A 24,668-nucleotide genomic window follows, 5' to 3' on the forward strand; every position below is an offset into this window, starting at 1 on the left:
AAGCTCCTTCCGAACGGCCGGCGGCGGTTCGATTCAGGCCCGCACCCGGGACTTGTCCGGATCGTAGAACGGGAACGGCACGACCCTTGCCGGGATGCGCTTCTGGTGGCCGTCGAGCTTGCCGACCTCGACTTCCGTGCCCTCCTCCGACGCGGTCACGTCCATCCGGCACAGGGCGATATTCTTGCGCAGGACGGGCGAGCGCATGCCGCTGGTGATCGTGCCGACCTGGGCCCGGCCGATATGGACGCAATCGCCGTGGCCGGCCGCCTCCTGCCCGCCCAGCTCCAGGCCGACCAGCTTGTGCCGGGGCGCGTCCTTGCGCCGGACCAGGGCCTCGCGGCCCATGAAATCCTCGTTCTTGGTCTTGAGCGCCACGGTGAAGCCGATGCCGGCCTCGAAGGGATCGGTCTGGTCGTCGAATTCGTAGCCGGCGAAGATCAGCCCGGCTTCGATGCGCACCATGTCCAGCGCCTCCAGGCCGAAGGGCGACAGGCCGTGCGGCTCGCCGGCCTCCCAAACGGCGTCCCACACCCCGCCGGCGTCGCGCGGATGGCACCACACCTCGAAGCCCAGCTCGCCGGTATAGCCCGTACGGGAAACGACGATGGGGATTCCGTCGGGACCGCCGATCCGGCCGATCGCGAAGCGGAACCAGCCCATCTCCCCGATCGACGGCTGGACCGGCGGCGTCCATACGACTTCCTTGAGGATATCCCGGCTCTTCGGCCCCTGGACGGCGACGTTGTGGAGCTGGTCGGTCGACGACCGGACCCAGGCGTTCAGGCCCAGCTTCGCGGCCTGCTCGCGCATCCACTCGCCGCCATAGTCGCAGCCGCCGACCCAGCGGAAATTGTCGTCGCCGAGACGGAAGGCGGTGCCGTCGTCGATCATGCCGCCGCTCTCGTAGCACATGGCGGAATAGACCACCTGGCCGGTCGCCAGCCGCCTTATGTTCCGGGTCAGCGTCCATTGCATCAGCTGCTCGGCGTCCGGCCCCAGCACCTCAAACTTGCGCAGGGGCGACAGGTCCATGATGACGGCGCACTCGCGGCACGCCCAGTATTCGTCCAGTGCGCCGCGGTTGGTGAAACTGTTGGCCAGCCAGTAGCCGTTATATTCGGTGAAGTTGCGCGTGTGCTCGGCGAACCGGCTGTGGAAGCCGGTTTCCTGCGTCAGCTTGGGGTCGGCGTCGGGAGTCATGCGAATGGCCACCGCTTTGGAAAACACGTTCTCGCGCGGGTAGACCCGCACATGGATGTCGGTCGGGTTCCAGCCGTTGGCGCCGTCGATGTCGTCCGGGCAGGCGGACGAGACGCAGACAAGGTCGGTCAGCGCCTGTAACAGCACATAATCGCCCGGCCGCGACCAGGGATTGTCGAAGACGGCCTGGTCGGCCTCGAACCCGGTGTTGAAGAAGAAGTTCAGCGCCATCCAGCCGCGCCGCGGCGCAATCCCGAACGGCGCCAGGGCGCCGTTGAAATTGTCCGTGCAGTTGACATGGCCGGGATAGCCCATGTCGTCGTAGTATTTCGCCGTGCAGGCGTAGAGGAAGCTGTCGTGCCGGCCGCAGGTGTCGCGAATCACCTCGACCATCGGCTGCGAATTCACGTCGTAGCATTTCGACAGCAGGCCCGGCGCCGGATAGGCGTTTCCCATGAAGGTGCGGGTCGCCGTCGCGTCGAGGCAGAACTCCTGCCTCTTGTCGAGGCCGGCGACGGTGAAGGCCTGGAAGTCCGAACATTCCCGGCCCTGTACGTCGATGATCTGGATGAACTCCCCGGCCTTGACCTCGTAGGCCTCGGCGGTCCGGGCGGCGACGCGCCGGTCGATGCGCGGATCGGCGAGCGGCTCGGGCACCGGATGCTCGTCTGGCGCGACCGGGTTGGCGCGGGTGACGAATATCTCGAGCGGCGTCGGCGCATCCTGCCGGTCGACGCGCATCGGGCCGCCCGGCGCAGCCACGAAACAGACCAGCGGCCGTTCGGCCGTGAAGGACGCCTCGTCGCCCGGACGCGAGTCGCCGCCGAGAACCCCGATCGAGCGCGCCGCCGCGATTTCCAGCCCGCGCCGCTGCAGGCTGCCCGCCAGCGACCGGGCCGGTTCCGTGCCGGCGCCGAGGATCGCCTTGAGGCCTTCGGCGGACCCGGCCGCCGCGGCGCCCAGCGCCTCGGTATCGGCCGAGCCGTCCGGCGCGAAGGCCGCGATCTCCGCGGCCTGCCGGCCTTCCCGGTCGCGCACCGTGAGGCCGTCGCCGGGTTCGAGGGAAAAGACGGTCGTCGCGCCGCCGCGGGCGACGTAGCGTTCGACCCCGATACCCAGCGTGGGTACGCCGGGAATCAACACCGCGCCGGCCCTGGAAGGCTGCTGCGCCAGCGGCGGTTCAACCGACTGGATGGTCATTCCAACCCCAACACTTTCTTGCGTTCCCGGGCCCAGGAATTGATCAGCTGGTCCGCGATCAGGCCCATGAAGGCGACGCACAGGCCGACGACCAGCGACTTGCCGGCATCGTTTTCGGCCTTCGAGCGGAAAATTTCCTGTCCCAGATCGGTCGTGCCGATGAACGCCGCGATGACGACCATGAAGAGCGCGTACATGATCGTCTGATTTATGCCCAGCATGATGGCCGGGAAGGCCAGCGGCATACGCACCTTCCACAACACCTGGCGCGGCGTGCAGCCCGACGTGATCGCCGCCTCGACGATATCGTGCGGCACGGTCCGCAGGCCGAAGATCGTCAGGCGGGTCGTCGGGATCGTGGCATAGATCACGATCGCCATGATGGCGGCGAAGTCGTTCACGTTGAACAGCATGATCGCCGGGATCAGGTAGATGAAGGACGGGAAGGTCTGGAAGGTGTCCAGGATGAGTTCCACGACCTTCGTGCGCCGTGGCCCGGCGGCGGCCCAGACCCCGACCAGCGAGCCGATGATGACGCAGACGATCACCGCGAAGCTCACCATGTAGGCGGTGATCAGGGTCCGCTCCCAGAAACCGGCGAAGGCCAGATAGAGCGCGAACAGCGCCTGGATGGCTGCGACCTGCCAGCCGCCGTAATACCAGCCGAAGGTGACGACGAACACGAGCAGGGCCGACCAGGGCAGCAGGAGATAGAGGTCGCGCATCGGGATCAGGACATGGACCAGGAGCGTGTCCTTGATCAGCTCCAGATAGTCGAAGGCGTAGACGACGATGGCGTCGATCATCGCGTCCCACATCGGCGCGGTCGTGACCGACAGCGACTTCGGCCACAGTTGCAGCGCCGGAATGAACGCCGCCAGGATGTAGGAACCGACAACGACGGCGATACCGGCGGTCAGGAAGGGATGCCGGATGTGAAACGGCCCTTCGCGCAGATGTTCCGGCTCCTTCCGCGCCCAGGCCTGGCTGAGCCGGTCGAGGATGATCGCCATGAAGACGATCACGACCCCGATCTCCAGCGCCTGGCCGATCCACAGCGAGCGCAGCCGGTTCAGCAGGTCGTGGCCCAGCCCCTTGGCGCCGACGAATGACGCCAGGACGACCATCGCCAGGCACAGCATGATGATCTGGTTGACGCCGACCATGAGCGTCGGCCGCGCCGCCGGCAGTTCGACCTTCCACAGCATCTGACGATTCGTGCAGCCGGCCATGATCCCGGCCTCGCGCACCTCCGGCGAAACGCCCTTCAGGCCGAGGATGGTGAGCCGCGCCATCACGGGGAAGGCGAAAATGATGGTCGCGATCGTGCCGGCCTTGTGGCCGATGCCGATGAAGATGGCGACCGGGATCATGTAGGAGAAATGCGGCAGCGCCTGCATGACGTTGAGGATCGGCCACAGCAGCGTCTCGAACCAGCGCCGCTTGTAGGCGACGATTCCCAGCGCCACCCCGATCGCGCCGGCAATGGGCGCGGCGACCAGCACCACCGACAGGGTGACCATCGACAGTTCCCATTTGCCGAAGATCGCCATGTAGGCGAAGCAGACGCCGGCGATGATGCCGAGCTGGCGGCCCTGCAGGTACCAGCCGAGCACGATCGCCAGGCCGGTGACCGCGATCCAGGGCAGGCCCGGAACCGAATCGGAGAAACCGGCGACCAGGACGGCCTCGACGAAATCGAGCGGATAGTCGATCAGGTCGGCGATCGCCCGGGTGATGTCGCGGAAGGTGAAAAGGCCGAAAATCTCTTCCGCGCGCAGGACCTCCACCACCGCGTTGATCCAGCCGACGAACGGCGCCGACCAGTCCTTCGGGATCATGCGCAGCCAGTCGGGCAGCCAGGGCGAGACCGCGAGGACGAAAACGAACGGCGCCAGCAGCAGGACGGCGACCCGAAGGCCGGATTGCCCGGAACCCGCCACCCAGCGGCGGACCGGAACGGCGCCGCCCAGGACCGCCGCGTCAGCCATGGGCGTCGGCCTCCACGGAGAAGAGCACGTCCAGCACATGGGCCCGGCTTACCGCGCCGATGGTGCGGCCGTCGTCGTCCGCCACCCGCAAGGGCAGCTCGCTGTCGATAATCAGGCGCGCTACGTCGGCCACCTTGTCGGTCGGCCGAACGGTCGTGTCCGACAGGGCCGCGCTTTCCGGCGACGCCTCCATGACCGAGGCAACGGTCAGCAGCTTCTCGCGGGCGACGTCGCGCGTGAAGTTGGCGACATAGTCGTTGGCCGGCCGCGTCACCAGCTCTTCCGGCGAGCCGATCTGCACGATCCGGCCCTCGTTCATGATCGCGATCCGGTCGGCGAGGCGGATCGCCTCGTCAAAATCGTGGGTGATGAAGGCGATCGTCTTCTGCAGCATGGTCTGGAGGCGCAGGAATTCGTCCTGCATTTCGCGCCGGATCAGCGGATCGAGGGCGGAAAAGGGCTCGTCGAGAAACCAGACGTCGGGTTCGACCGCCAGGGATCGCGCGATGCCGACGCGCTGCTGCTGGCCGCCGGAGAGTTCGCGCGGATAATAGCCGTCCCGCCCTTTCAGCCCGACCAGTTCGATAACGTCGAGCGCCCGCTTCTCCCGGGTCCCGCGGTCGATACCCTGCACCTCCAGGGGGAAGGCGACATTCTGGAGGACGGTGCGGTGCGGCAGCAGGGCGAAATGCTGGAACACCATGCCCATCTTGTGACGGCGGATTTCGATCAGCTCTTTCGGCGGTATCTTCAGCAGGTCCTGACCGTCGAACAGGACCTCGCCGGCGGTCGGCTCGATCAGGCGCGACAGGCAGCGGACCAGCGTCGACTTGCCGGAGCCGCTGAGCCCCATGATGACCAGGATCTCGCCGGGAAAGACCTCCAGGCTCGCATGACGCACCGCCGGAATGTAGCCGTCGCCCGCGATGGCGTCGTCCGGGGGTTCGCCGTTATGGGCGGCGAGAAAGCCTTCCGGATCCTTGCCATACAGTTTCCAGACGTTCCGGCAGGCGATCTTGGCGTCCAAATTCTTGCACTCCCCACAGAAGTTACCGGGCGGAAGCTACCGGGCAACCGGTCTGCCACATTCCGCGCGACCGAGTATAGACCCGCTGCAATGGACGCGGCACCTTCGGTCCGGCCGAATGCGGCGACGAACTATCGAATACGCCAATACGACCGTTGAATACATCCGGAATCCCCTACCATTTTAGACCATTTCAAACCAATATACGCCAAAATTTACCACATAAATGATTGAAAACTACACATAAACGATTGACAGCGACAAATGAAGGTGAATGATGTTGGGTACTTGCGCCGGAGTAGACCCAATTGGTTCGAATTGGTTCGGCGCTGCAAATTTGAGGAGGAGTACATGCGCAGAATCGCGATGGCGGCCGGTGCTGCCGCTTTGCTGGTCGTCGGGGCCCAGACTGCGGCTGCCGATACGATCAAGATTCCGCTCCACAACTGGTCGAGCCAGCTTGTGGGCGCCCGTATCGTCGGCAAGCTGCTGGAGATGGTCGGCAACAAGGTCGACTACGTCTCCGCGGACAGCCAGGTCGTCTATACCTCGATGTGCGAAGGCGATATCCACCTGGTCCACGAGGTGTGGCAGGGCGCGTTCGGCGTCAGCTACGAGAAGCAGCTCAACAAGGGCTGCGTAGTCACGGCGGCGACCCACGAAGCCAAGACCCGCGAGGAGTGGTGGTATCCGGAGTATGTCGAGAAGGCCTGCCCCGGCCTCCCGGACTGGAAGGCGCTGAACAAGTGCGCCGCCATGTTCGCGACCGCCGCGACGAAGCCGAAAGGCCGCTTCCTCGCCGGCCCGGTCGACTGGCTGAAGAACGACCAGGAGCGCGTCGACGGCCTGGGTATGAACTTCAAGGTGGTGAACGCGGGCTCGGCCGCGGCGCTGTGGGCGGAGCTGAAATCCGCCAGCAAGCGCAATGCGCCGATCGTGCTGTTCAACTGGACGCCGAACTTCATCGAAGCCCTGTACAAGGGCAAGTTCGTGGAGTTCCCGGCCTACCACGAGAAGTGCTTCAAGGATCCCAAATGGGGCCTGAACCCGAACAAATCCTATGACTGCGGCAACCCGAAGGACGGCTATCTGAAAATCGGCGTCTGGAAGGGCTTCGCGAAGAAGTGGCCGAAGGCATACAAGGTCCTGCAGAAGATGAGCTTCTCGAACCTCGACATCGCCGTCATGGCCAAGCTGGTCGACGTCGACAAGATGGAGGCGGAAGCCGCCGCCGAGAAGTGGATGAAAGACAACGAGAAGAAATGGAAGCCCTGGGTGACCGCAGCCACGATGTAGACCTGCGCCGAACCCAAGGCACAGAATCCGAAACGGCCCGCCGGCGACGGCGGGCCGTTTTCTGTCGCAACGCGAAAAGGCGCGAAAAATGGGGCGAATGACGGGATTTGAACCCGCGACCCCCTGGACCACAACCAGGTGCTCTAACCAACTGAGCTACATCCGCCGCAGGAAGCCCCGCACGCGATCCGGGGCAGGCCCGGCGTTGTACGCACCGCTCTCCCGAGGGTCAAGGCAGGCAACGGATATAGGCCGGAACGCCGGACGCGGAAGCCCGCCGTTCGCTACGCCCTCGTTCGGCTCCAACCAGCCCTATTTGCAGCCGTTGTGTTTGCGCCACAGCGCGGGGTCGTGCCCTTTGGGCGGGCTGGCGCAGGGATCGCCCGAATATCCACGTAGCAGATTGTAACGCGCGATCTGCGCCCCGGTCAGCAAGGGTAAAGTCTCCAGGTGCGCCGCGAGATGCGTATGACGGAGCGCCGTCCGGGCCCGGCCGATCTCGGAGAGCAGAGTGCGCAGTTCCTGTTCGGATACCTTGCCGCTGGCGAACGCCGCCTCAAGCGCCTGCTCCCCGGCGATCAGACGTTGTCCGCCGGCGACCGCGGCGGCCCGCATCCGCTCGAAGACGGCGGTGACGGCCACCACCTGGTCCGCAGTAAGCGGAATCCTGTCTCTCAGTTCCAGCAGATGGGCGGGGCCGGGCATGCCGTTGAGTTCGGCCGCCCTGGCAAGTCCCCAGCCGCCGCCGCGCCTCAGTTCGGCGAGGTCGTCGGCCGACAGGCCCTTGATCGGGCGCGACTGCTGCCCGGCATAGGGCGACTTCCGCATCTCCGCGGCCCAGGCCGGGCCGGTCGCCAAATGGCAGGCCAGGCAGCAGGAGAGTGCGAAAGGCAGCAGCAGGAAGCGGGTAATACGTTGCGTCGCGATCAAGCCGGTCTCCCCCGCTCGGGTTCCAGATCGGTTTCGTCCGGGGACGGATGTCGTGTTTCCGCGCGGATTTGCAATGCCCGCAAGCCGCGCCTCACCGCCCCAGCCAAGCGCGCATCCGTTTCAGCGCCTCGTCCAGCGTCGCGTCCTCCTTGCAGAAGGAGAAGCGGGCGAAATGGCGGGGCGGATCGTTCTGGTAGAAGGCGCTCACCGGCACCGCGGCGACGCCGGCCTCGGTCGTCAGCGTCCGGCAGAAATCGACGTCGTCGCCGTTGAAGCCGACCGAGCGGATATCGACGGCGATGAAGTAGGTGCCGTGGCACTCGACGGTCTCGAAGCCGATCGCCTCCAGCCCGGCCCGGAACCGGTCGCGGCTGCGCTGCAGGCCGCGCGCCAGCCCGGTGAAATAGCCCGCGTCCTTCTCCAGCCCGTAGGCCGTGGCGCGCTGCAGGTTGGGCGGCGTCGTGAAGGTCAGATACTGGTGCGTCTTGGCGATCGGCGTCATCAGGTCCGGCGGCGCCGTGATGTAGCCGACCTTCCAGCCGGTGAGCGCAAAGGTCTTGCCCGCGCTGCCGATGCGCACCGTGCGTTCGCGCATCCCGGGCAGGCCCATCATGGTGACGTGGGGCCGGCCGTCGAACACCAGATGCTCGTAAACCTCGTCGGCGACGCAATAGGCGTCGTGCTCCAGGCACAGGCCGGCGATGAAATCGAGTTCTTCGCGGGTGAACACCTTCGCGGCCGGGTTCATCGGCGTGTTGATCAGCACCAGCTTGGTGAGATCGGAGAAGGCGGCGCGCAATTCGGCCTCCGGCAGCGACCAGTCCGGCGGCTCGATGCGGACCAGCCGCGGCACGGCGCCGGCGCGGCGGATGATCGGCAGGTAGCAATCGTAGAGCGGTTCGATCAGAACGACCTCGTCGCCCGGCTCGATCAGGCCAAAATGCGCCGCCGCCAGGGCCTCGGTCGCGCCGCTGGTCACCAGGGTCTCGGTCTGCCAGTCGATGTCGAGGCCGTAGAAGCGCCGGTTGTGCTTCGCGACCGCCTGGCGCAGCTCCGGCACCCCGAACATCGGCGGATACTGGTTCGGGCGGTCGTCGAGCGCGGTGTGCGCCATGGCGCGGACGTCGTCCGGCCCGTTGCCGTCCGGGAAGCCCTGGCCGAGATTGACCGCATTGTGCTCGTTGGCCAGCGCCGACATGACCTCGAACACGGTCGTACCGTAGCCGCTGAGGATGGAATTCGCGGGTTTCATCGCGCCCCTGTTTGCCCGCAACCGCCCCCGCAAATCAATGGGTCCGCCGCGTCGCAGGGGCCTCGATACGCCCTCCCGTCATTCCGACCGGAGCCCCGGCCCCCGGCCGGGGCGGAGCGGAGGAATCCCGGCGCAGGCCTCGGGGTTCTTGTTGGCGGGACCGAGTCGAGATTCCTCCACTCGCTTCGCTCGGTCGGAATGACGGGAAAAGGAGGCGCTCGGTCGCAATGACGGTTAGGGAAGGCGCTCGGTCGGAATGACGGGATAGGGAGGCGCCCTGTCGGGATGACGGAAAGGGGAAGTGCGCAGGCTGGCCGGTTGCAGAACGGTCCTTCAGGGACAGCCCAGCCGGTCCGCCAGGTCTTCGAAATCCTCCGCCGCCAGGTCGGCGCCGTCCCAGGCCTCCAGGTCTTTCGTCTGGCCTTCGTCCGCCATCTCGGTGCGGCGGGGTATGAAGACCGTGCGCAGGCCGGCGGCCGCAGCAGCCTTCAGATCGTCGTTGTGGGCTGCGACCAGCGCGACGTCCGCCGGCGCAAGGCCGAGCATCTCGGCCGCCGAGAGATAGGCCCGCGCCATCGGCTTGTAGGCGCGCGCGACCTCGGCGCCGAGAATCGCGTCCCACCGGATGCCGGCCCGGCGCGCCATGTTCACGATCAGCGCGACGTTGCCGTTCGAGAGCGCCGCCAGCGGGTATTTCGCGCGCAGGCGGGCCATGCCGGGCAATACGTCCGGCCACGGATCGAGCCGGTGCCAAGCCCGGTTGAGGTCGTCGGTCTCCGCCTCGGAAAGGCCGGCGACGCCGAATTCCTCCAGCACTTCCAGCAGGTTTTCTCGGTGCAGCACGTCGAGCTTGACGAAGCCGCGGCCGCCGCTGCGCACCCGCTCCATCGCCGGCTGGTAGCGCGCGCGCCAGGCCAGCGCAAAACCGTTCCAGTCCAGGTCGAAGCCCTTCGGCCCGAGCGCCGCCGCCGCCTCGCGCGCCACGCTGCCCCGCCAGTCGACCACCGTGCCGAACACGTCGAAGGTCAGCGCCTTCACCGCCAGCATGGCCTTTGCCCTCCCCGCCCCGGTCGGTTATCCGTATCCGGTGTAACGCAGCAGCGCCGTCCCGCGCCAGCGCGTCGGGGCCCGGCGTATCGGGGACTTGCCATGACCGCACCGCAGCTTGCCGCCCGCACCGGGCGGCTCGGCACCGAATCCGCCTTCGAGGTCCTGGCCCGCGCCACCGCGCTGGCCGCCGAAGGGCGCGACATCATCAACCTCGGCATCGGCCAGCCGGATTTCGCAACGCCGGACCATATCGTCGAGGCCGGGCGCAAGGCGCTCGCCGACGGCCATCACGGCTACACGCCGGCGGCCGGGGTGCCGGGCCTGCGCGAGGCCGTGGCGGCGGACATCCTGCGCCACCGCGGGGTCGCGATCGATCCCGCGACCGTGCTCATCATGCCGGGCGGCAAGCCGACCATGTTCTTCGCGCTGATGATGTTCGGCGAGCCGGGCGCCGAGATCCTCTATCCCAATCCCGGCTTTCCGATCTACGAATCGGTCATCCGCTTTTCGGGCGCGACGCCGGTGCCGATCGAACTGGCCGAGGAACGGGACTTCGCCTTCAGCGCCGACAGCGTGCTCGACCGGATCACGGAGCGGACACGGCTCATCATCCTGAACAGCCCGGCCAACCCGACCGGCGGCGTGACGCCGAAGGCCGAGATCGACGCGCTCGCCGCCGGTCTGGAGCGTTTCCCCCATGTCGCGATCCTGAGCGACGAGATCTATTCCCGGCTGCTGTTCGACGGCGAAGCCCACACCACCCTGCTCGCCTACGAGCATCTGCGCGACCGCACCATCCTGCTCGACGGCTGGTCCAAGACCTACGCCATGACCGGCTGGCGCCTCGGCTACAGCGTCTGGCCGCAGGCCTGGGTCGATACGGCGGAGCGCCTGTCGATCAACTGCCATTCCTGCGTCAACGCCAGCGCGCAGTATGCCGGGATCGTCGCGCTCGAAGGCCCGCAGGACGCCGTCGAGACCATGCGCGCCGCCTTCGAGCGCCGCCGCACCCTGATCGCCGACCGCCTCAACGCCCTGCCCGGCGTGCGCTGCCGGACGCCGGCCGGCGCCTTCTATGCCTTCCCCAACATCGAGGGCACGGGCCGCGACGCCCGCGCCATGCAGGACGGCATGCTCGAGGAGATCGGCGTCGCCGCCATCGCCGGCACCAGCTTCGGCGCCTTCGGCGAGGGCTTCCTGCGCTTCTCCTGCGCCAACAGCGCCGCCAACATCGAACGGGCGATCGACCGGATGGCGGCGTGGCTCGCTGCCTGAACGGTCGGACCTACGCGACGGCGGCGCTCGCCGTACCGACGCGCTTCCTGCGCACCTGCGCCAGTTCGTAGCTCGCCTGCATGCGCATCCAGTGCTCGGCCGTTCCCCAGCCGATGTCTTCCAGAGCCAGCGCCATCGTTGCCGACAGGCCGGCTTTGCCGTTCAACACCCGCGACAGGGTCCCGCGGTCGCAATTCAGGCGGGCCGCCGTCTCGGTAACGTTCCAGCCCGTTTCCTCGAGACCTTCGCGGATCAGTTCGCCCAGATGCGGCGGGTTCAGCATGGGGCCGACCCGCTCGTCGTCGCCGCCGTTCATGACTCTGCGCTCTCCCGTTCGTCAGTGGTAATCGATCAGGTCGACGTCCACGGCTTCGCCTCTCTCGAAGCGGAATACCACGCGCCACGCGCCGCAACAGCGCCCCCAACATCGACCGGGCGATCGACCGGATGGCGGGATGGCTTGCTGCCCGATCGCGCAGCACGCTGCCGCGAAATTAGGCACTTTGCCTTTGCCCGCCGATGCGGTATGCGGAAACGACCCGGAATGAAGGGCTTTCCGGGGTTCACTTGCCGCATTGCCGTTGGCACGAATGATGCTTATCGGGTGTGTATGCCGCGCGCGCCGCTGCCCGGACTCGTTTCGGGCCGGATGCCGATTGTGCGGCAAACCGAAATTGCGCCGGACCCGCCCCGAAGAGATCCCGTGAAGACGCTCCCGTGAAGACGATTCCATGAAGAAACTCGAGGCGATCATCAAGCCGTTCAAGCTCGACGAGGTGAAGGAGGCCCTGACCGATCTGGGCATCCAGGGCCTGACCGTGGTCGAGGCCAAGGGGTTCGGGCGCCAGAAGGGCCATACCGAGCTGTATCGCGGCGCCGAATATATCGTCGACTTCCTGCCCAAGGTGAAGATCGAGGTCGTGCTGCACGACGACATGCTCGAGCGCGCCCTGGAGGCGATCATCCAGAATGCCCAGACCGGCCGGATCGGCGACGGCAAGATTTTCGTCACCGATATCGAGGACGCCATCCGCATCCGCACCGGCGAGCGCGGGCGCGACGCCGTCTAGCCGGACCGGACCCTTCGCGATTCGCACCCATCCCGCACCCATCCCACACCGGACATATCAGCCAATAGAGTGGAAACCGAAATGTCAGACGTAAACTCCGTACTGAAGAAAATCCGCGACGAGGACATCCAGTTCATCGATCTGCGTTTTACCGATCCGCGGGGCAAGTGGCAGCACACCGCCCAGACCGCGCAGACCATCGACGAGGACACCTTCGAGGACGGCATCATGTTCGACGGCTCGTCGATCGCCGGCTGGAAGGCGATCAACGAATCCGACATGGCGCTGCTGCCCGACCCGGACACCGCGGTGATGGATCCGTTCACCGCGCAATCGACGCTGATCATGTTGTGCGACGTGCTGGAGCCGACGTCCGGCCAGCCCTACGGCCGCGACCCGCGCTCGACCGCCAAGAAGGCGATCAGCTACATGGCGGAGGTCGGGATCGCCGACAGCGCCTTCTTCGGCCCGGAGGCCGAGTTCTTCGTGTTCGACGACGTGCGCTTCGCCGTCGACATGAACCACACCTTCTTCCAGATCGATTCGGAGGAAGGCCCCTACAATTCCGGCACCGAATACGAAGACGGCAACCTCGGCCACCGGCCGCGCCTCAAGGGCGGCTATTTCCCGGTGCAGCCGGTCGACCAGGGCGCCGACATGCGCGCGGAAATGGTCACCATGATCCAGCAGATGGGCGTGGACACCGAGAAGCACCATCACGAGGTGGCACCCGCGCAGCACGAACTCGGCATCCGGTTCGGCCCGCTGGTCGCCCAGGCCGACGCCCTGCAGATCTACAAATACTGCGTCCACATGATCGCCGCCAAATGGGGCAAGACGGCAACCTTCATGCCCAAGCCCGTGGTCGGCGACAACGGCTCGGGCATGCATGTCCACCAGTCGCTGTGGAAGGACGGCAAGCCGCTGTTCGCCGGCAACCAGTATGCCGACCTGTCGGAGACCTGCCTGCACTATATCGGCGGGGTGATGAAGCACGCCAAGGCGATCAACGCCTTCTCGAACGCGACGACGAACAGCTACAAGCGGCTGATCCCGGGCTTCGAGGCGCCGGTCCTGCTCGCCTATTCGGCGCGCAACCGCTCGGCGTCGTGCCGGATTCCGTATGTCGCCTCGCCCAACGGCAAGCGCGTCGAGGTGCGCTTCCCGGATGCGGCCGGCAACCCCTACTACACCTTCGCGGCGATGCTGATGGCCGGCCTCGACGGCATCCAGAACAAGATCCATCCGGGCGATCCGATGGACAAGGATCTCTACGACCTGCCGCCGGAGGAGCTGACCGACATCCCGACGGTCTGCGGCTCCCTGCGCGAGGCGCTGGACAGCATCGATGCCGATCGCGAGTTCCTGCTCAAGGGCGAGGTCTTCAACGACGACCTGATCGACGGCTACATGGACCTCAAGTGGGAGGAGGTGTACAACCTCGAACACACCACCCACCCGGTCGAATTCGACATGTATTACAGCGTGTAGGGCTTAAGCGGCGCGGGGCACTCCCCGCGCCGCACCTAATCTTTGGACATTTAATTGAATTATTAGTTGAACATTATTTCATTGCATGTAAATACTAATTAATGCATGCAATGTCTAAAGCACCTTACAATGAAGGGGTAAACTGGTGAAAAAAGAAGACCTGCATCTGAAAAATCTTCAACAAAATATACTGCCGCCTTACGTCGATCGCGCCAATGCTGACTCAGCAAGATTTTTGCTTTGGTTTTTGGAGGAAATTTTTCGCCTTGATTCACAGGACGCTGATGACGCTTGCGTTGACTCCCAATTAGATAAGGGTATTGATGGTATATTTGTCAGTGAACAAAATGAAACTATCTACTTTTTTCAAACTAAACTACGCCAAAAAGATAGCTCTACATTAGGGGACAAAGATCTTAAGGAGTTTTCCGGCAGCCTCGAACAGTTTGCCACAACGGAAACTATTGCAAAATTGTTGGAAGGTAATGCTAGTGACGCATTAAAGAACTGCATAAAACGGAACAATCTTTTACAAAGAGTAAATTCAAATTTTTCTATTGTTGGCGTATTTTGTACAAATGTACTTGCATCGAAAGATGCTAAATCCTTACTACAAATGTTGGATAATATCGAATTATACGATGCTGAGCGGATTGCTAGTCAAAAAATAGATATTAATGTTAATGGCGGAATATCGAAAAGTTATTCTTTCGATGTTTCGGATACGGAAACGATCAGGCATGAATCTAAAGACGGAGTAAGCGCCCGTATTTTTTTGGCGTACGCGAAAGACTTGGTGAACTTGGATGGAATTTCTGATGGAAAACTTTTTGAACAGAACGTCAGATTTTCTTTGGGAAATACGAAAATAAATAAAGGATTGCTCGAGAGCATAAAAGACGTTAGGGAACACAATAATTTCCCGCTATATCACAACGGGATCACCTTGCTTTGTGAGCAAATTGAATTTGAAGGAGACGATGCAATTACGGTGCGTGACTATGTAGTTGTCAATGGCGCGCAAAGCATTACCTCGTTGCATACAGCAAGATCTTCAATATCCGATGAGTTGAGAGTTCTTACAAAAATTGTCGCTATTAAGGGAAATTCTACACTTTCGGAGAAAATCACTTATAATAGTAATAACCAAAATGCAATTAAGGCAAGAGACCTGCGTTCAAATCATCCAATTCAAGAGCGACTAAAACGAGAAGTTGAACTGATTGATTTTAAGAATTATCGGTATGAAGTGAAGCGCGGCGAAAAAAATCAAGGATATGATGTAATTTCCAACGAAGATGCCGGATTAATGCTACTCGCGATAGACTTGGGCGAACCTTGGACCTGTCATCAACGATATAGGGTGATGGACGATTCTCACTCTAGAATATTTGGAGAGCGAAATGTTTCGGGATATAAGGTGCTTTGGCTTTTTGAGTATTTTGATACCTTGCATGCTGGTATAGAGGAGTTGACAAACAAGCCGTTTGCGAAGTACGGCCTAACAAGATATTTTTTGGGCTACGCCGTTTCAGAAATTTTGAAAACCTCCGAGAAGGGAAAATCTGTCTTGCGTGATCCCAAAATCTTATTTGCAAATGAATGCTTTGATGATTTTATTGGCATTGTTTCATCATTGTCATCAACGGTCGGAATAGATCTTGATGGTGAAATTGAAGAATTGATGGAAAATGGCGATTTTGATTATAAAGTTAGTTTAAAAAATGCAAATTGGTGTCGAGATGCGGCTAGAAAGTTGAGACTTTCCTACCTTAAGGATGTTAAGAGGAAAAAGGCAGATTCAATTGACGATTTACTTAATTTTCTGCCTGATCTAAAGTGACATTGGACATTAAGTTCGGCACCAAGCGCTAGACGCTTTCCAATCTGGTCAACGGGAAATCCGCCGTCTCGTTCGGGATGTCCCACCGGCTGTCCACGGCGTTTGGCTCAACCCCCGTGACTCGGCTCGACATGCAACTCGCCTTCGATCTTGTGCGTTCGCGCCACCTCGAACGCGAGATCGCGGTCGACCGGATCGACGACGGTTCAGTCGAAGTCAATTACCCCGTGGTTCCCGACGACTTCCTTCTCGATCCGCGTTTCCTGTTCGCAGAACACGATCAGATTGTATGACGACGGTTCGCGCGCGCTCGGCACCAGTATCCCGTCGGCGCCGAGGAAAGCGCAGGCTTCGGCAATCTCCTGCGAGCGCGGGTATTCCCGCTGCAGTTCCCGATAGCTGAGGCGCCCGTACCGGCCGGTGTCCAGACCGGCGGCCGAAAGGGCTGCTATATCGGGAAACCGCATGACCGCTTCGAGCGAGACCCGCAGCTCGTAGAGTTCGTAGCGCACCCGTGACGGCGGGATCGGCTGGCCCCGGTAGAGATGGAAGCGCCGCTCGGCGATCGCCGCTTCCCGGGTCTCCGAGGTGTAGAGCACGTCCAGCGCGCCGTCGTCCCACCGGCCGCCGGAGCGCCAGCAGGCCAGCGGATCGCGGCCCTCGCGGACCGAGCGCCACACGGTGCCGGCATAGGGCGCCTGGCCGACGGCCTCCAGGGCGTCGAGCAGCCGCCGGTCGCGTATCCGGTGCTCGGGCCGGACGCCGTCTCCAGCTGCCATGGTCTAAGGACGCGCCCTGTTCAGAGATAGGCGTCGGCGTCGAGGCGATCCAGGATCGCAACCACCTCTTCGGCCCGCTCGCTATGGATCAGGTCTATGGCGCGCGCGCCGTCGAGTTGCGGATGCAGGGCGTAGAGCCAGGCGCGGATTTCCTCCCGGTTGTAATATTCGCTGAGCCGCAGCACGACATAGGACAGGTCCGACATGATGAGCTGCGTCCTGGGATGCGGCGACTTCCGGCCGTTCGCCCACCGGGACACCGTGGCCCTGGAGACGCCGGCGAAATTCGCGATGTCGGTCCCCTTCAGACCGCCGGTCTGCCGCAGCCGCTCGATGAATTGCGCGACAGGCTTCGTCTCCATTCGATTCATGTTCAACCCCGCGTCGCCCGATGGCGATTACCAAAATTGACTATTAGGTTTCACCAAATTGATATCTGAAAGCGGAAAATCAATCTATCTGAGTCAGGCTCAATCCTCAATCGCCCCAATACACAATCGCGCCGCCGGATCGTTCAGCATGGGCGGCACGGACCCGACAGCGAATAACCGCCCCGGAGGCCTTGACTCCTGCTTCTGGAACATTATATGAACATTCTTCAAAGGTGCCGCTCGAATCCCCCTCCCCCAAGGGGAGGGGGACGCATTGAAGCACGGTATTTGTCCGGAAACGGAGAAACATGACGGACCATGACATTTCCTGACACATGCCAGGAGCCGCCTTGCCGGCGCCGCGGCCGCGCCGCCCCATCCGCGCGGCATTCCGGTGCGGACGATCTAGGAATTTATGCATAGTATGCTTTTTTTTCGCGCGCGTGCCGGAACGGAAATGGCGGATTTCTGCGGATTCCGCGCCGGGAAAAGCGGCTCGGCGGCGAAAAAAACACGAAAAATAGACCGGTCTGTCTAAATCTTGAGGCCGGGCCGCGCATGCGAAAAAGAAGGAGGATACCGCCACGGAACATGACGAATCATGACATTTCATGACACGAGCCACCCCCTTCCTTGTCACCCCGGACGGAGCGCAGCGACGATCCGGGGACCAGGAGCCTGCCCTGAGCCTGTCGAAGGGACAACCGCGAAAATCGTGCCAGGCGACTCTGGGCCCCGGATCGGGGTCCGGGGCGACACGGCGTTGTGTTCGGTGCGAGCCCGAAGCATCATGACGAATCATGACATTTCATGACAGTTGCGCACCCCGCGCGGTGCGCCGGGCCGCCGCTCAGATCGGGACGGGCATGACGCCCTGGACGCCGTCGCAGTCGATCAGGTCGATCCGCTTGAGGACGATCCTGAAGTCGCCGCCGCCGGACTTGGAGTCGGCCCTGGAGCCGGGCCTGGGGTCAGGCCGGAGCCGCATGGTCTGGCGGCCGTCGTAGCGGGTGCGGTCGCCGGCCCGGTAGAGGGCGACCTGGAGCGAGGCGACCGCCTCGATCGTGCCGTCCCCGGCCGCGGCGACGGCGATATTGCCGAGCAGGTGGGAGCTGCGCGGCAGCGGCATGAGCGACCAGGCCCGCGGATGGCCGAGCCGCCGGACGCGCATGCGCAGGACCGTGCGGTCCTCGTGGACGATCGAGACGGCGCCGAAGCGGTCGGTCTGGCCGGGCAGGCCGGGGATCCAGTAGAGGCCGTCCTCGTCGAACAGGGCGAGCCAGTCCTCGTAGCGCCCGTCGTCGAGCAGCCGGGCCTCGCGGTAGAGGAAGGCCTCGACGGCGGCGCGGTCCACGGCGTTTGCCGTACCGGATTCGGGCGTACCGGATTCGGGCGTACCGGATTCGGGGGCGCCGGGTTCGGGCGAAGGACCGTCCGCCACGGCGCTCAGGCCGTCATATGGTCGAGCCAGGCGCGGAACTGGCCGCGGATCGGCAGCTCGCTGGTGCCCGGCGAGGCGAGGCGGCCGTTGCCGGCCCCTCCGCCGCCAGCCCCTGCGTCAACCGGCGCGTCGAGGCCGCGCGACTGGTCGAGCCATTCCCGGCTGCCGTCGGCGAGGCCGGCCTGGACCTTCTCGAAGATCTCGACGTCGTCGGCGAAGATCATCGAGGCGGGCGAGCTGAGATTGGTGAGGAAGCGCACTGCGCGATGGAACATGCCCTCGGGCGCGCCGCCGAGCCGGAAGCACATGGCCTGGACGACGGTCCGGTCGGGCGCGACCGGCTGGACGATGCGGATCTGCTGGTATTGCGCGTTGATGTTCAGGTTGGGCCAGATCAGGTTGTTGAAGCGGTCCATGCCGAGGATGGCGTCGGCCGCCGCGCGCCCCTTCGCGGCTTCCAGCGCCGCCCGGTATTCGCGGGACAGCGGATCGTCCCGGTCCGGCGAGAGGACGCCCTCGCTGTAAAAGCCGTCCATGTAGCTGTGGCCGTTGGCCAGCCCCTGGAGGCCGAGCGACTGCCATTCGCGCACCGAGAAGCCGTTGGACAGGAGCTGGGTGTGCGCCTGGTGCTCGTCGTAGACCGGCTCGGCATAGTCGCGCCCGTCCTCCCGCGCGGCGTTGACCGAGGATTCGTGGACGAAGCCGGGATGCATCGTGTCGTTGGCGTTCTCGTGGTGCAGCTTCCAGTTGCCGCGGTATTCGAGCCGGAAGATGCCGCCGTCCTGGAAAATCTCGCCGTCCGGCGCCCGGTCGACCAGATTGTCGAGCGCCTCCGTCATGTCGCCGAGGAAGTCCTCCAGCCCCGGCCCGTCGGCGGCCAGGCTGGCGAAGACGAAGCTGCGGTAGTCCGCCACCCGCGGCGCGCGGAACAGGGCGAGGCGCGGATCGGCGATATCGAACGAGTCGGGCATGCTCTTGCGGTGCGGCACCGAGCGCAGCGTGCCGTCCAGGCCGAAGGTCCAGGCGTGATAGGGGCAGACCAGGCTCGCCGCACTGGCACGCTCCACCGAGCAGAGGGTCGTTCCGCGGTGGGTGCAGCGGTTCCCGACGACATGGACGCGGCCGTCCCCGTCGCGGGTCGCGAGCACGTCGTGCAGGCCGAGGCGCGTGCGGATGAGGTCGTTCGGCCCGGGAATCTGGCTGGCATGGGCGACGAAGATCCAGGCGCGCCCGAAAATGCGCGCCATTTCCAGATCGAACACCGCGCGGTCGGTATAGGCGCGGCGATGCACGCGGTCGGGCTCGACCAGCGCCGCGATCTCGGCGGGGCCGATTGCCGGGGACGCGCCCGATTGGCTGCTGCTGTCGCGGGGAACGGGCATGGCGCTGTCCTGCATACGCCAATCCGCCCTGCCGATCCAGCGGGGAGGCGAAAAGGCGGCCGGTGAGGCGGCCCGGTGTGGCGGCCCGGTGTGGCGGACATTGCGCCCGGCGGCTACAGTGCCGCCGCTCCGCCACCCGATCCGGCTTCATCCATGGGCGACACGACCGACCGAACGCTCCCGCGCACCGAGACCCGCCGGCTGGTGGCCGGCCGCGGCCGGTTCACCGGCGATCTCGCGGCGCCGCGCCTGCTCCACGCCGTCTTCCTGCGCAGCCCGGTCGCCCACGGCCGGATCGTTGCGCTGGATACGGCTGCTGCACGCGCCCTGCCCGGCGTCGCCGCCGTGCTGACGGCGGACGATCTGCGGCCGGTCTGCCGGCCGATGGTCACGCGCTCGGCGACGGTTCCGGAACACCGGCCGCCGCCCCAGCCGGCGCTGGCGGACGGCAGCGTGCACTACCAGGGCGAACCGGTCGCGCTGGCCGTTGCCGACAGCCCCGACCGGGCGCGCGACGCCGCCGAAGCCGTCCGGCTCGAAATCGAGGAGATGCCGCCGGCGAGCGACTATGCCGATTCGGCGGTCCGCGACCGCAAGGCCCACCCGGCGTCGGACAGCAACATCATGCTGCAGCGAAGTTTCGGGGAGGCCGGCCCCGCCCCCCTGGCCCGGCGGCGCTTCGTCTTCGAGCGCCAGACCGGCGTGCCCCTGGAAGGCCGCGCCGTGCTCGCCGACTACGATCCGGCGGAAGGGTCGCTGACGGTGTTCCAGTCCGGCCAGGTGCCGCACCAGATGCAGCAGGTCTGGGCCGATCAGCTCGGCCTGCCGCTGCACAGGGTCCGGGTCGTCTGCCCGGATGTCGGCGGCGCCTTCGGCATCAAGCTGCACGCCTATGCCGACGAGCTTGCCGTCGTCGCGGCATCGCGCCTGCTCGGCCGGCCGGTCAAATGGGCGGCCGACCGGCTGGAGTCCTTCCTGTCGGACGTCCATGCCCGGGAATTCACCATCGACGCCGGTCTGGAAACCGTCGAGGACGGCAGGATCGTGGCCTTCGACGCGACGATGGAAAACGGCGCCGGGGCTTACTCAGTCCATCCGCGCTGCAGCGCCGGCGAGGCTTCGCTGACCGCGGCCCTGATCGGCGCGGCCTGTACGGCGGAACGGGCGCATGTGGCGGCGGCCGTGCGGGCGCAGAACAAGGCGCCGACCGGCGCTTATCGCGGCGTCGGTCAGCCGGTCGCCATGGCGGTGTCGGAAGTGCTGATCGACGACGCGGCCTGGCGGCTCGGCCTCGATCCGCTGGAGGTGCGCCGGCGCAACTATCCGGCCGACGGCAGCGGTTTCACGAGCGCCGGCGGCGTCCGGGCCGATGCCCTGTCCTTCCACGGCTGCCTCGACCGGCTCGAAGCCCTGATGGAATACCCGGCCCTGCGGGCGGCTCAGGCTGCGGTGCGCAAGGCGGGCGGGATCGAGGGCATCGGCGTGGCGACGCTGGTCGAGCTGACCGCACCGGGCGCCGGCGTCTACGGCGCGCAGGAAATTGACGCCACGGCCGAGGATACCGCCACGGTGGCGATGCTGCCCTCGGGCGCGGCGCGGGTGCAGGTCGGCTGCACCGACCAGGGACAGGGCACGCTGACCGGGGTCGGGCAGCTGGTGGCCGAACGGCTCGGCCTGGCGCCGGAGGATGTCGCAGTCACGGCCGGCGACAGCGACGGCCCCGTCGGCGGCGGCGCCTGGGCGTCGCGCGGCCTGTCCATAGGCGGCACGGCGGCCTGGCGGGCGGCGGATGCGGTCGCGGGGCGCCTGCTGGAAATCGCCGGGACCCTTTTGCAGGAGGAGGCCGCCAATCTGACGCTGGCGGGCGGCGAGGTCTGCGACCGTACCGGTGCTGCGCGGCTGACCGTCGCCGAAATCGCGAAGATCGCCCACTACCGCCAGCATCTGCTGCCGCCAGAAATCTCGACGGATCTGAGCGCATCCCGCAGCTTCGTGCCGAAGACCGCGCCCTTCTATGCGGCCAACGGCATCCAGGCCTGTCATCTCGCGATCGACCCTGAAACCGGCGAGATCGACCTGCTGCGCCACTGGGTGGTCGAGGATTGCGGACGGGTCGTCAACCCGGCGCTGGTCGACGGCCAGATTATCGGCGGCGTGGTCCAGGGCCTGGGCGCAGCGCTGATGGAGCGCTGCGTCTACGACGGCGACGGCAACCTGCTGACCGGTTCGCTGATGGACTATGCCCTGCCGCGGGCCGATCGGGTGCCGCCCATCCTGATCGACCATGTCGAGACCCCGCAACCGGGCACGGAGACCGGCGTCAAGGGCGCCGGCGAGGCCGGCGTCGTCGGCGCCATCGCCGCCGTCTGGTGCGCCGTCAACGACGCCCTGCGCCCGTTCGGCGCGCAGGCGACGACGCAGCCGTTTACGCCGGAGCGGATGCTGCGGGCGTTGCGCGGGGGACGGCGGGGTAAAGCCGCTTACGGCCTTTGAGCTAAGCCGGCTCGCGGACAGGGTGGACCGTGAGGCGGAGCCCTTCGCGTTCCTGGAGACAGCCGATGATCTCGAACAGATTCCGGGCCTGCGGGTTACCGTCCGGGCCGAGCATGCGCATCAGGCTTTTGGGCGACTTGTCGATCAATTCGCCGAGTTCCCGGAAGCCGAGGGTAGCATTGACGAAATCGCGCAGAACCGCCTTGCCCGTGTCGACATCGCCGGCGAGCAGGCAATCGACGCCTTCCTTGAGCAGTGCCTCGCGGAATGCGGGATCGCGCGCGGTCCGCGCCCGGATCGTTTCCCTGAAGTCGCGCGTCAATGCCATCGCTTCAATCCTCCCGCGCTCTGGCGCGTTTGTAGCGTTGCCAAAGCATTTTCGCTGTTTCGATATCCTGCCGCTGGCGCTTCTTGGTGCCGCCGCCCAGCAGGACGATCAGGGTATCGCCGTCCCTTCCGAAATAGATCCGATAGCCGGGTCCGAAATTGATCCTGCATTCCTGGACACCGGCGCCGACGCCCTTCACGTTGGAGGCATTCCCCTGTTGCAGCCTGACAAGCGCGATGGCTACCTTGGCCGCTGCCTGAGCGTCGAGCCGGACAAACCATCTGGCGTATGGGCTATGGCCATCACTGCCGATATATTCCCTAATTGCGATCACTGAGATAGGGTAACGCTAATGTTACTAAGTTGCCAGGGTCTCATGACAGGTGTCTACCACAACGTAGCGCGGCGTGTCGGGCGCAGCGGCATCTCATACCGATCCCCATGACCGGGCCGAGCGACATCGAAGGCAGCGATATCCTGCTGACCGTGTTCCTGAAGCACGATCAGTCGAAGACGCTGGGCGAGTTCCAGGCGACGCTCGACGCGCGGGACTGGTGGCGGCGCTTTCCGCCCGAGGGGGTCGAGATCGTCTCGTGGACCGTCGCGATGGGCCTCGGCCAGATCGTGACGCTGCGCCTGCCGCCGGACCGGCTCCAGGCGGTCAATGTCGAGCTGGAGCGCTCGGCCTGGGGCGTGTTCCGCACCGAGATGTTCGTCTCCTACGATTTCCTCAAGGTGCGCGACCGACTCGCGCGGGAATCGGCGGCGCGGGGCGACGGCAGTGAGGCAGTCGAAGCCCCGGCGACGGCATCGGAGACCGCAGCCGGCGCGCCGGTCCCGAGCGGGGCCGGCGGCGGCGACCATCCACGCCTGCCGCACAACGGCCTCTCCATCGAGCCGCGGCAGTTCGGCAAGGCGCCGCCGACCGGATACGAGGACCGGTTGAGCGCCGCGCTGGAGGCCGCCTTCGCCGCCGGGATCCACGACCTGCCGGCCGTGGCGGCGGCCCTGAACGAGGCCGGGCTGAAGACACCGGACGGCGAAACCTGGACCGAAGCCAATTTCCCGGCCGCCATGCAGCGGCTCGGCGATCCGGCCCAATCCGGCATGTCCGGGTCGGGCGCGGCCGGCGCCGGGTGACGGAAGGGCGGCGGCGGTTCGATGGCGCGACGCATCCCGCAACGGCAGGTCGACGAACGGGCGCAGGCGATTCTGGCGACCGGCCTGTACGACCGCTGGTACGGCATCTGCCCTGCGGACCGGATCGCCGACCGCCCTGTCGCCCTGAAACGCTGGGGCCGCGACCTGGTCGCCTGGCGCGACCGGGACGGTGCGCTCCACCTGCAGGACGACCGCTGCCCGCACCGCGGCGCGCGGCTTTCGCTCGCCCGCAACGACGGCGACCGGCTGGTCTGCGTCTATCACGGCGCCCAGATCCTCGGCGACGGCACGGTGGCGGCGATACCCGGCGAGCCCGGCTGTACCCTGGTCGGCAAGCGCGCCGTGCGCGGCTATCCAGTGCGCGAGCATCGCGGCGCGGTCTTCGCCTGGTACGGGTCCGATCCCGATGCACCGCCGGCCGACTTCGCCCTGCCCGAGCGGCTGACGAACGGGGACTACCGCGCGATCCTCTGCTACACGGAATGGCGCTGCCCCTACCGGTTCCTGATCGACAACAACATGGACCCGATGCACGGCGCCTACCTGCACACCACCGCCCATTCGATGCAGCAGGGTTCCCGGCAGGCCGAATTCCGCACCCGCGATACCGATAGCGGTTTCGTCTTCGAAAAGACCGGCCAGAAGGACCTGAACTTCGATTGGAGCGAATGGTACGACCGCAATTTCCAGGCGGTCTGCCTGGAGATTCCCTACCCTGCGACCGGCGGGCCGGGCGGCAACTTCGGCATCGTCGCCCACATGACGCCGATCGACGCGGAAACCACCGCCTGTTTCTTCTGGCGCCACCGCAAGGTGAGCGGCTGGCAGGCCGATGTCTGGCAGTTCCTCTACCGGACCCGGCTGGAGGAACGGCACTGGCACGTCCTGGAGCAGGACCGGCTGGTCATGGAGACCATGGCGGCCGACGCCGACGCGCGCGAACATCTCTACAGCCACGACCTTGGCCTGACTCGGGTGCGCGGCCTGATGGCGCGCGAGGCGCTGCAACAGGCGAGGGCGCTGGCGGCGGGGTTGGAGGACGGGGCACAGGCCGAAACCTTTGGACAGTGAACGATCGCCGGCCC

21 protein-coding genes and 1 tRNA gene are annotated in these 24,668 nt (G+C 65.1%); 8 read left to right on the plus strand and 14 right to left on the minus strand.

The features are described 5' to 3' along the window. Positions 1-33: 33 nt before the first annotated feature. The 3 genes from OXM58_20590 to OXM58_20600 are packed head-to-tail and all read right to left on the minus strand — an operon-like array spanning position 34 to position 5,421. The gene (locus tag OXM58_20590) at positions 34-2,403 is read right to left on the minus strand and encodes a DUF1989 domain-containing protein (protein ID MDE0150763.1); all 2,370 of its coding nucleotides are present in this window, start codon (positions 2,401-2,403) and stop codon (positions 34-36) included. Further along, positions 2,400-4,394: an ABC transporter permease subunit gene (locus OXM58_20595; GenBank protein MDE0150764.1), complete on the minus strand. Its 1,995-nt coding sequence runs from the start codon at positions 4,392-4,394 to the stop codon at positions 2,400-2,402. Before OXM58_20595 ends, OXM58_20590 begins: the two co-directional genes overlap by 4 nt. After that, entirely contained in the window at positions 4,387-5,421 is a 1,035-nt protein-coding gene (locus OXM58_20600) for a betaine/proline/choline family ABC transporter ATP-binding protein (GenBank protein ID MDE0150765.1), read from the minus strand. Before OXM58_20600 ends, OXM58_20595 begins: the two co-directional genes overlap by 8 nt. Positions 5,422-5,772: 351 nt before the next feature. On the opposite strand from OXM58_20600, the gene OXM58_20605 reads away from it, so the two are divergent. Beyond that, positions 5,773-6,717 carry an ABC transporter substrate-binding protein gene (locus OXM58_20605; GenBank protein ID MDE0150766.1) on the plus strand — a complete coding sequence of 315 codons (945 nt, stop codon included), beginning with the start codon at positions 5,773-5,775 and terminating at the stop codon, positions 6,715-6,717. 89 nt (positions 6,718-6,806) lie between these two features. Here the strand turns inward: OXM58_20605 and OXM58_20610 are convergent. The 4 genes from OXM58_20610 to OXM58_20625 all read right to left on the minus strand — a co-directional run bounded on the left by OXM58_20610 (position 6,807) and on the right by OXM58_20625 (position 9,946). Beyond that, positions 6,807-6,883, minus strand: a tRNA-His gene (locus OXM58_20610). A gap of 146 nt (positions 6,884-7,029) precedes the next feature. Further along, complete coding sequence (locus OXM58_20615; GenBank protein ID MDE0150767.1) at positions 7,030-7,647, minus strand: hypothetical protein; 618 nt, start codon at positions 7,645-7,647, stop codon at positions 7,030-7,032. Positions 7,648-7,738: 91 nt separating this feature from the next. After that, on the minus strand, positions 7,739-8,899 hold the full coding sequence (locus tag OXM58_20620; GenBank protein MDE0150768.1) for an aminotransferase: 1,161 nt from the start codon (positions 8,897-8,899) through the stop codon (positions 7,739-7,741). A 333-nt stretch (positions 8,900-9,232) separates the two neighbouring features. After that, complete coding sequence (locus tag OXM58_20625) at positions 9,233-9,946, minus strand: haloacid dehalogenase type II (GenBank protein MDE0150769.1); 714 nt, start codon at positions 9,944-9,946, stop codon at positions 9,233-9,235. 102 nt (positions 9,947-10,048) lie between these two features. Here OXM58_20625 and OXM58_20630 point away from each other — a divergent pair, with 102 nt between their 5' ends. After that, complete coding sequence (locus OXM58_20630) at positions 10,049-11,224, plus strand: pyridoxal phosphate-dependent aminotransferase (protein MDE0150770.1); 1,176 nt, start codon at positions 10,049-10,051, stop codon at positions 11,222-11,224. Positions 11,225-11,234: 10 nt separating this feature from the next. On the opposite strand, the gene OXM58_20635 is transcribed toward OXM58_20630, so the two are convergent. Continuing rightward, entirely contained in the window at positions 11,235-11,540 is a 306-nt protein-coding gene (locus OXM58_20635; GenBank protein ID MDE0150771.1) for a HigA family addiction module antitoxin, read from the minus strand. Between the two features lie 415 nt (positions 11,541-11,955). Between OXM58_20635 and OXM58_20640 the strand changes: the two genes are divergently transcribed. The 3 genes from OXM58_20640 to OXM58_20650 all read left to right on the plus strand — a co-directional run bounded on the left by OXM58_20640 (position 11,956) and on the right by OXM58_20650 (position 15,628). Beyond that, positions 11,956-12,294, plus strand: a complete 339-nt coding sequence (locus OXM58_20640; protein MDE0150772.1) for a P-II family nitrogen regulator — start codon at positions 11,956-11,958, stop codon at positions 12,292-12,294. Between the two features lie 81 nt (positions 12,295-12,375). Then, entirely contained in the window at positions 12,376-13,785 is a 1,410-nt protein-coding gene (gene glnA / locus OXM58_20645; protein MDE0150773.1) for a type I glutamate--ammonia ligase, read from the plus strand. Positions 13,786-13,930: 145 nt separating this feature from the next. Continuing rightward, positions 13,931-15,628, plus strand: a complete 1,698-nt coding sequence (locus OXM58_20650; protein MDE0150774.1) for an AIPR family protein — start codon at positions 13,931-13,933, stop codon at positions 15,626-15,628. Positions 15,629-15,834: 206 nt separating this feature from the next. On the opposite strand, the gene OXM58_20655 is transcribed toward OXM58_20650, so the two are convergent. From OXM58_20655 to OXM58_20670, 4 genes are all read right to left on the minus strand, one after another. Then, positions 15,835-16,407: an RES family NAD+ phosphorylase gene (locus OXM58_20655; protein MDE0150775.1), complete on the minus strand. Its 573-nt coding sequence runs from the start codon at positions 16,405-16,407 to the stop codon at positions 15,835-15,837. Positions 16,408-16,427: 20 nt separating this feature from the next. After that, positions 16,428-16,769, minus strand: a complete 342-nt coding sequence (locus tag OXM58_20660; protein MDE0150776.1) for a helix-turn-helix domain-containing protein — start codon at positions 16,767-16,769, stop codon at positions 16,428-16,430. An 859-nt stretch (positions 16,770-17,628) separates the two neighbouring features. Then, a complete protein-coding gene (locus OXM58_20665; GenBank protein ID MDE0150777.1) occupies positions 17,629-18,132 on the minus strand; it encodes an aromatic-ring-hydroxylating dioxygenase subunit beta in 504 nt (167 codons plus the stop codon). Between the two features lie 92 nt (positions 18,133-18,224). Next, positions 18,225-19,601 carry a Rieske 2Fe-2S domain-containing protein gene (locus OXM58_20670; GenBank protein MDE0150778.1) on the minus strand — a complete coding sequence of 459 codons (1,377 nt, stop codon included), beginning with the start codon at positions 19,599-19,601 and terminating at the stop codon, positions 18,225-18,227. Between the two features lie 153 nt (positions 19,602-19,754). Here OXM58_20670 and OXM58_20675 point away from each other — a divergent pair, with 153 nt between their 5' ends. Then, positions 19,755-22,094 (plus strand): xanthine dehydrogenase family protein molybdopterin-binding subunit, encoded by a 2,340-nt coding sequence (locus OXM58_20675; GenBank protein MDE0150779.1) that lies wholly within the window; start codon positions 19,755-19,757, stop codon positions 22,092-22,094. A 1-nt stretch (position 22,095) separates the two neighbouring features. On the opposite strand, the gene OXM58_20680 is transcribed toward OXM58_20675, so the two are convergent. Continuing rightward, complete coding sequence (locus tag OXM58_20680) at positions 22,096-22,422, minus strand: transcriptional regulator (protein MDE0150780.1); 327 nt, start codon at positions 22,420-22,422, stop codon at positions 22,096-22,098. Positions 22,423-22,426: 4 nt separating this feature from the next. Further along, positions 22,427-22,756: a type II toxin-antitoxin system RelE/ParE family toxin gene (locus OXM58_20685; GenBank protein MDE0150781.1), complete on the minus strand. Its 330-nt coding sequence runs from the start codon at positions 22,754-22,756 to the stop codon at positions 22,427-22,429. 107 nt (positions 22,757-22,863) lie between these two features. Between OXM58_20685 and OXM58_20690 the strand changes: the two genes are divergently transcribed. Together OXM58_20690 and OXM58_20695 are read left to right on the plus strand one after the other, a co-directional pair. Then, positions 22,864-23,562 (plus strand): hypothetical protein, encoded by a 699-nt coding sequence (locus OXM58_20690; GenBank protein MDE0150782.1) that lies wholly within the window; start codon positions 22,864-22,866, stop codon positions 23,560-23,562. 21 nt (positions 23,563-23,583) lie between these two features. Continuing rightward, complete coding sequence (locus OXM58_20695; GenBank protein ID MDE0150783.1) at positions 23,584-24,654, plus strand: aromatic ring-hydroxylating dioxygenase subunit alpha; 1,071 nt, start codon at positions 23,584-23,586, stop codon at positions 24,652-24,654. Positions 24,655-24,668 lie beyond the last annotated feature (14 nt).

It is taken from the genome of Rhodospirillaceae bacterium (genome assembly GCA_028819475.1).
In the GTDB taxonomy this organism is placed as follows: Bacteria; Pseudomonadota; Alphaproteobacteria; order Bin65; family Bin65; genus Bin65.

What these genes read in the sequence shown, in the direction of transcription:
- OXM58_20590 (MDE0150763.1), bottom strand. Translation starts at nt 2,403, where the DNA reads ATGACCATCCAGTCGGTTGAACCGCCGCTGGCGCAGCAGCCTTCCAGG.
- OXM58_20595 (MDE0150764.1), bottom strand. Translation starts at nt 4,394, where the DNA reads ATGGCTGACGCGGCGGTCCTGGGCGGCGCCGTTCCGGTCCGCCGCTGG.
- OXM58_20605 (MDE0150766.1), top strand. Translation starts at nt 5,773, where the DNA reads ATGCGCAGAATCGCGATGGCGGCCGGTGCTGCCGCTTTGCTGGTCGTC.
- OXM58_20620 (MDE0150768.1), bottom strand. Translation starts at nt 8,899, where the DNA reads ATGAAACCCGCGAATTCCATCCTCAGCGGCTACGGTACGACCGTGTTC.
- OXM58_20625 (MDE0150769.1), bottom strand. Translation starts at nt 9,946, where the DNA reads ATGCTGGCGGTGAAGGCGCTGACCTTCGACGTGTTCGGCACGGTGGTC.
- OXM58_20630 (MDE0150770.1), top strand. Translation starts at nt 10,049, where the DNA reads ATGACCGCACCGCAGCTTGCCGCCCGCACCGGGCGGCTCGGCACCGAA.
- OXM58_20635 (MDE0150771.1), bottom strand. Translation starts at nt 11,540, where the DNA reads ATGAACGGCGGCGACGACGAGCGGGTCGGCCCCATGCTGAACCCGCCG.
- OXM58_20640 (MDE0150772.1), top strand. Translation starts at nt 11,956, where the DNA reads ATGAAGAAACTCGAGGCGATCATCAAGCCGTTCAAGCTCGACGAGGTG.
- glnA (MDE0150773.1), top strand. Translation starts at nt 12,376, where the DNA reads ATGTCAGACGTAAACTCCGTACTGAAGAAAATCCGCGACGAGGACATC.
- OXM58_20655 (MDE0150775.1), bottom strand. Translation starts at nt 16,407, where the DNA reads ATGGCAGCTGGAGACGGCGTCCGGCCCGAGCACCGGATACGCGACCGG.
- OXM58_20660 (MDE0150776.1), bottom strand. Translation starts at nt 16,769, where the DNA reads ATGGAGACGAAGCCTGTCGCGCAATTCATCGAGCGGCTGCGGCAGACC.
- OXM58_20670 (MDE0150778.1), bottom strand. Translation starts at nt 19,601, where the DNA reads ATGCCCGTTCCCCGCGACAGCAGCAGCCAATCGGGCGCGTCCCCGGCA.
- OXM58_20675 (MDE0150779.1), top strand. Translation starts at nt 19,755, where the DNA reads ATGGGCGACACGACCGACCGAACGCTCCCGCGCACCGAGACCCGCCGG.
- OXM58_20680 (MDE0150780.1), bottom strand. Translation starts at nt 22,422, where the DNA reads ATGGCATTGACGCGCGACTTCAGGGAAACGATCCGGGCGCGGACCGCG.
- OXM58_20690 (MDE0150782.1), top strand. Translation starts at nt 22,864, where the DNA reads ATGACCGGGCCGAGCGACATCGAAGGCAGCGATATCCTGCTGACCGTG.
- OXM58_20695 (MDE0150783.1), top strand. Translation starts at nt 23,584, where the DNA reads ATGGCGCGACGCATCCCGCAACGGCAGGTCGACGAACGGGCGCAGGCG.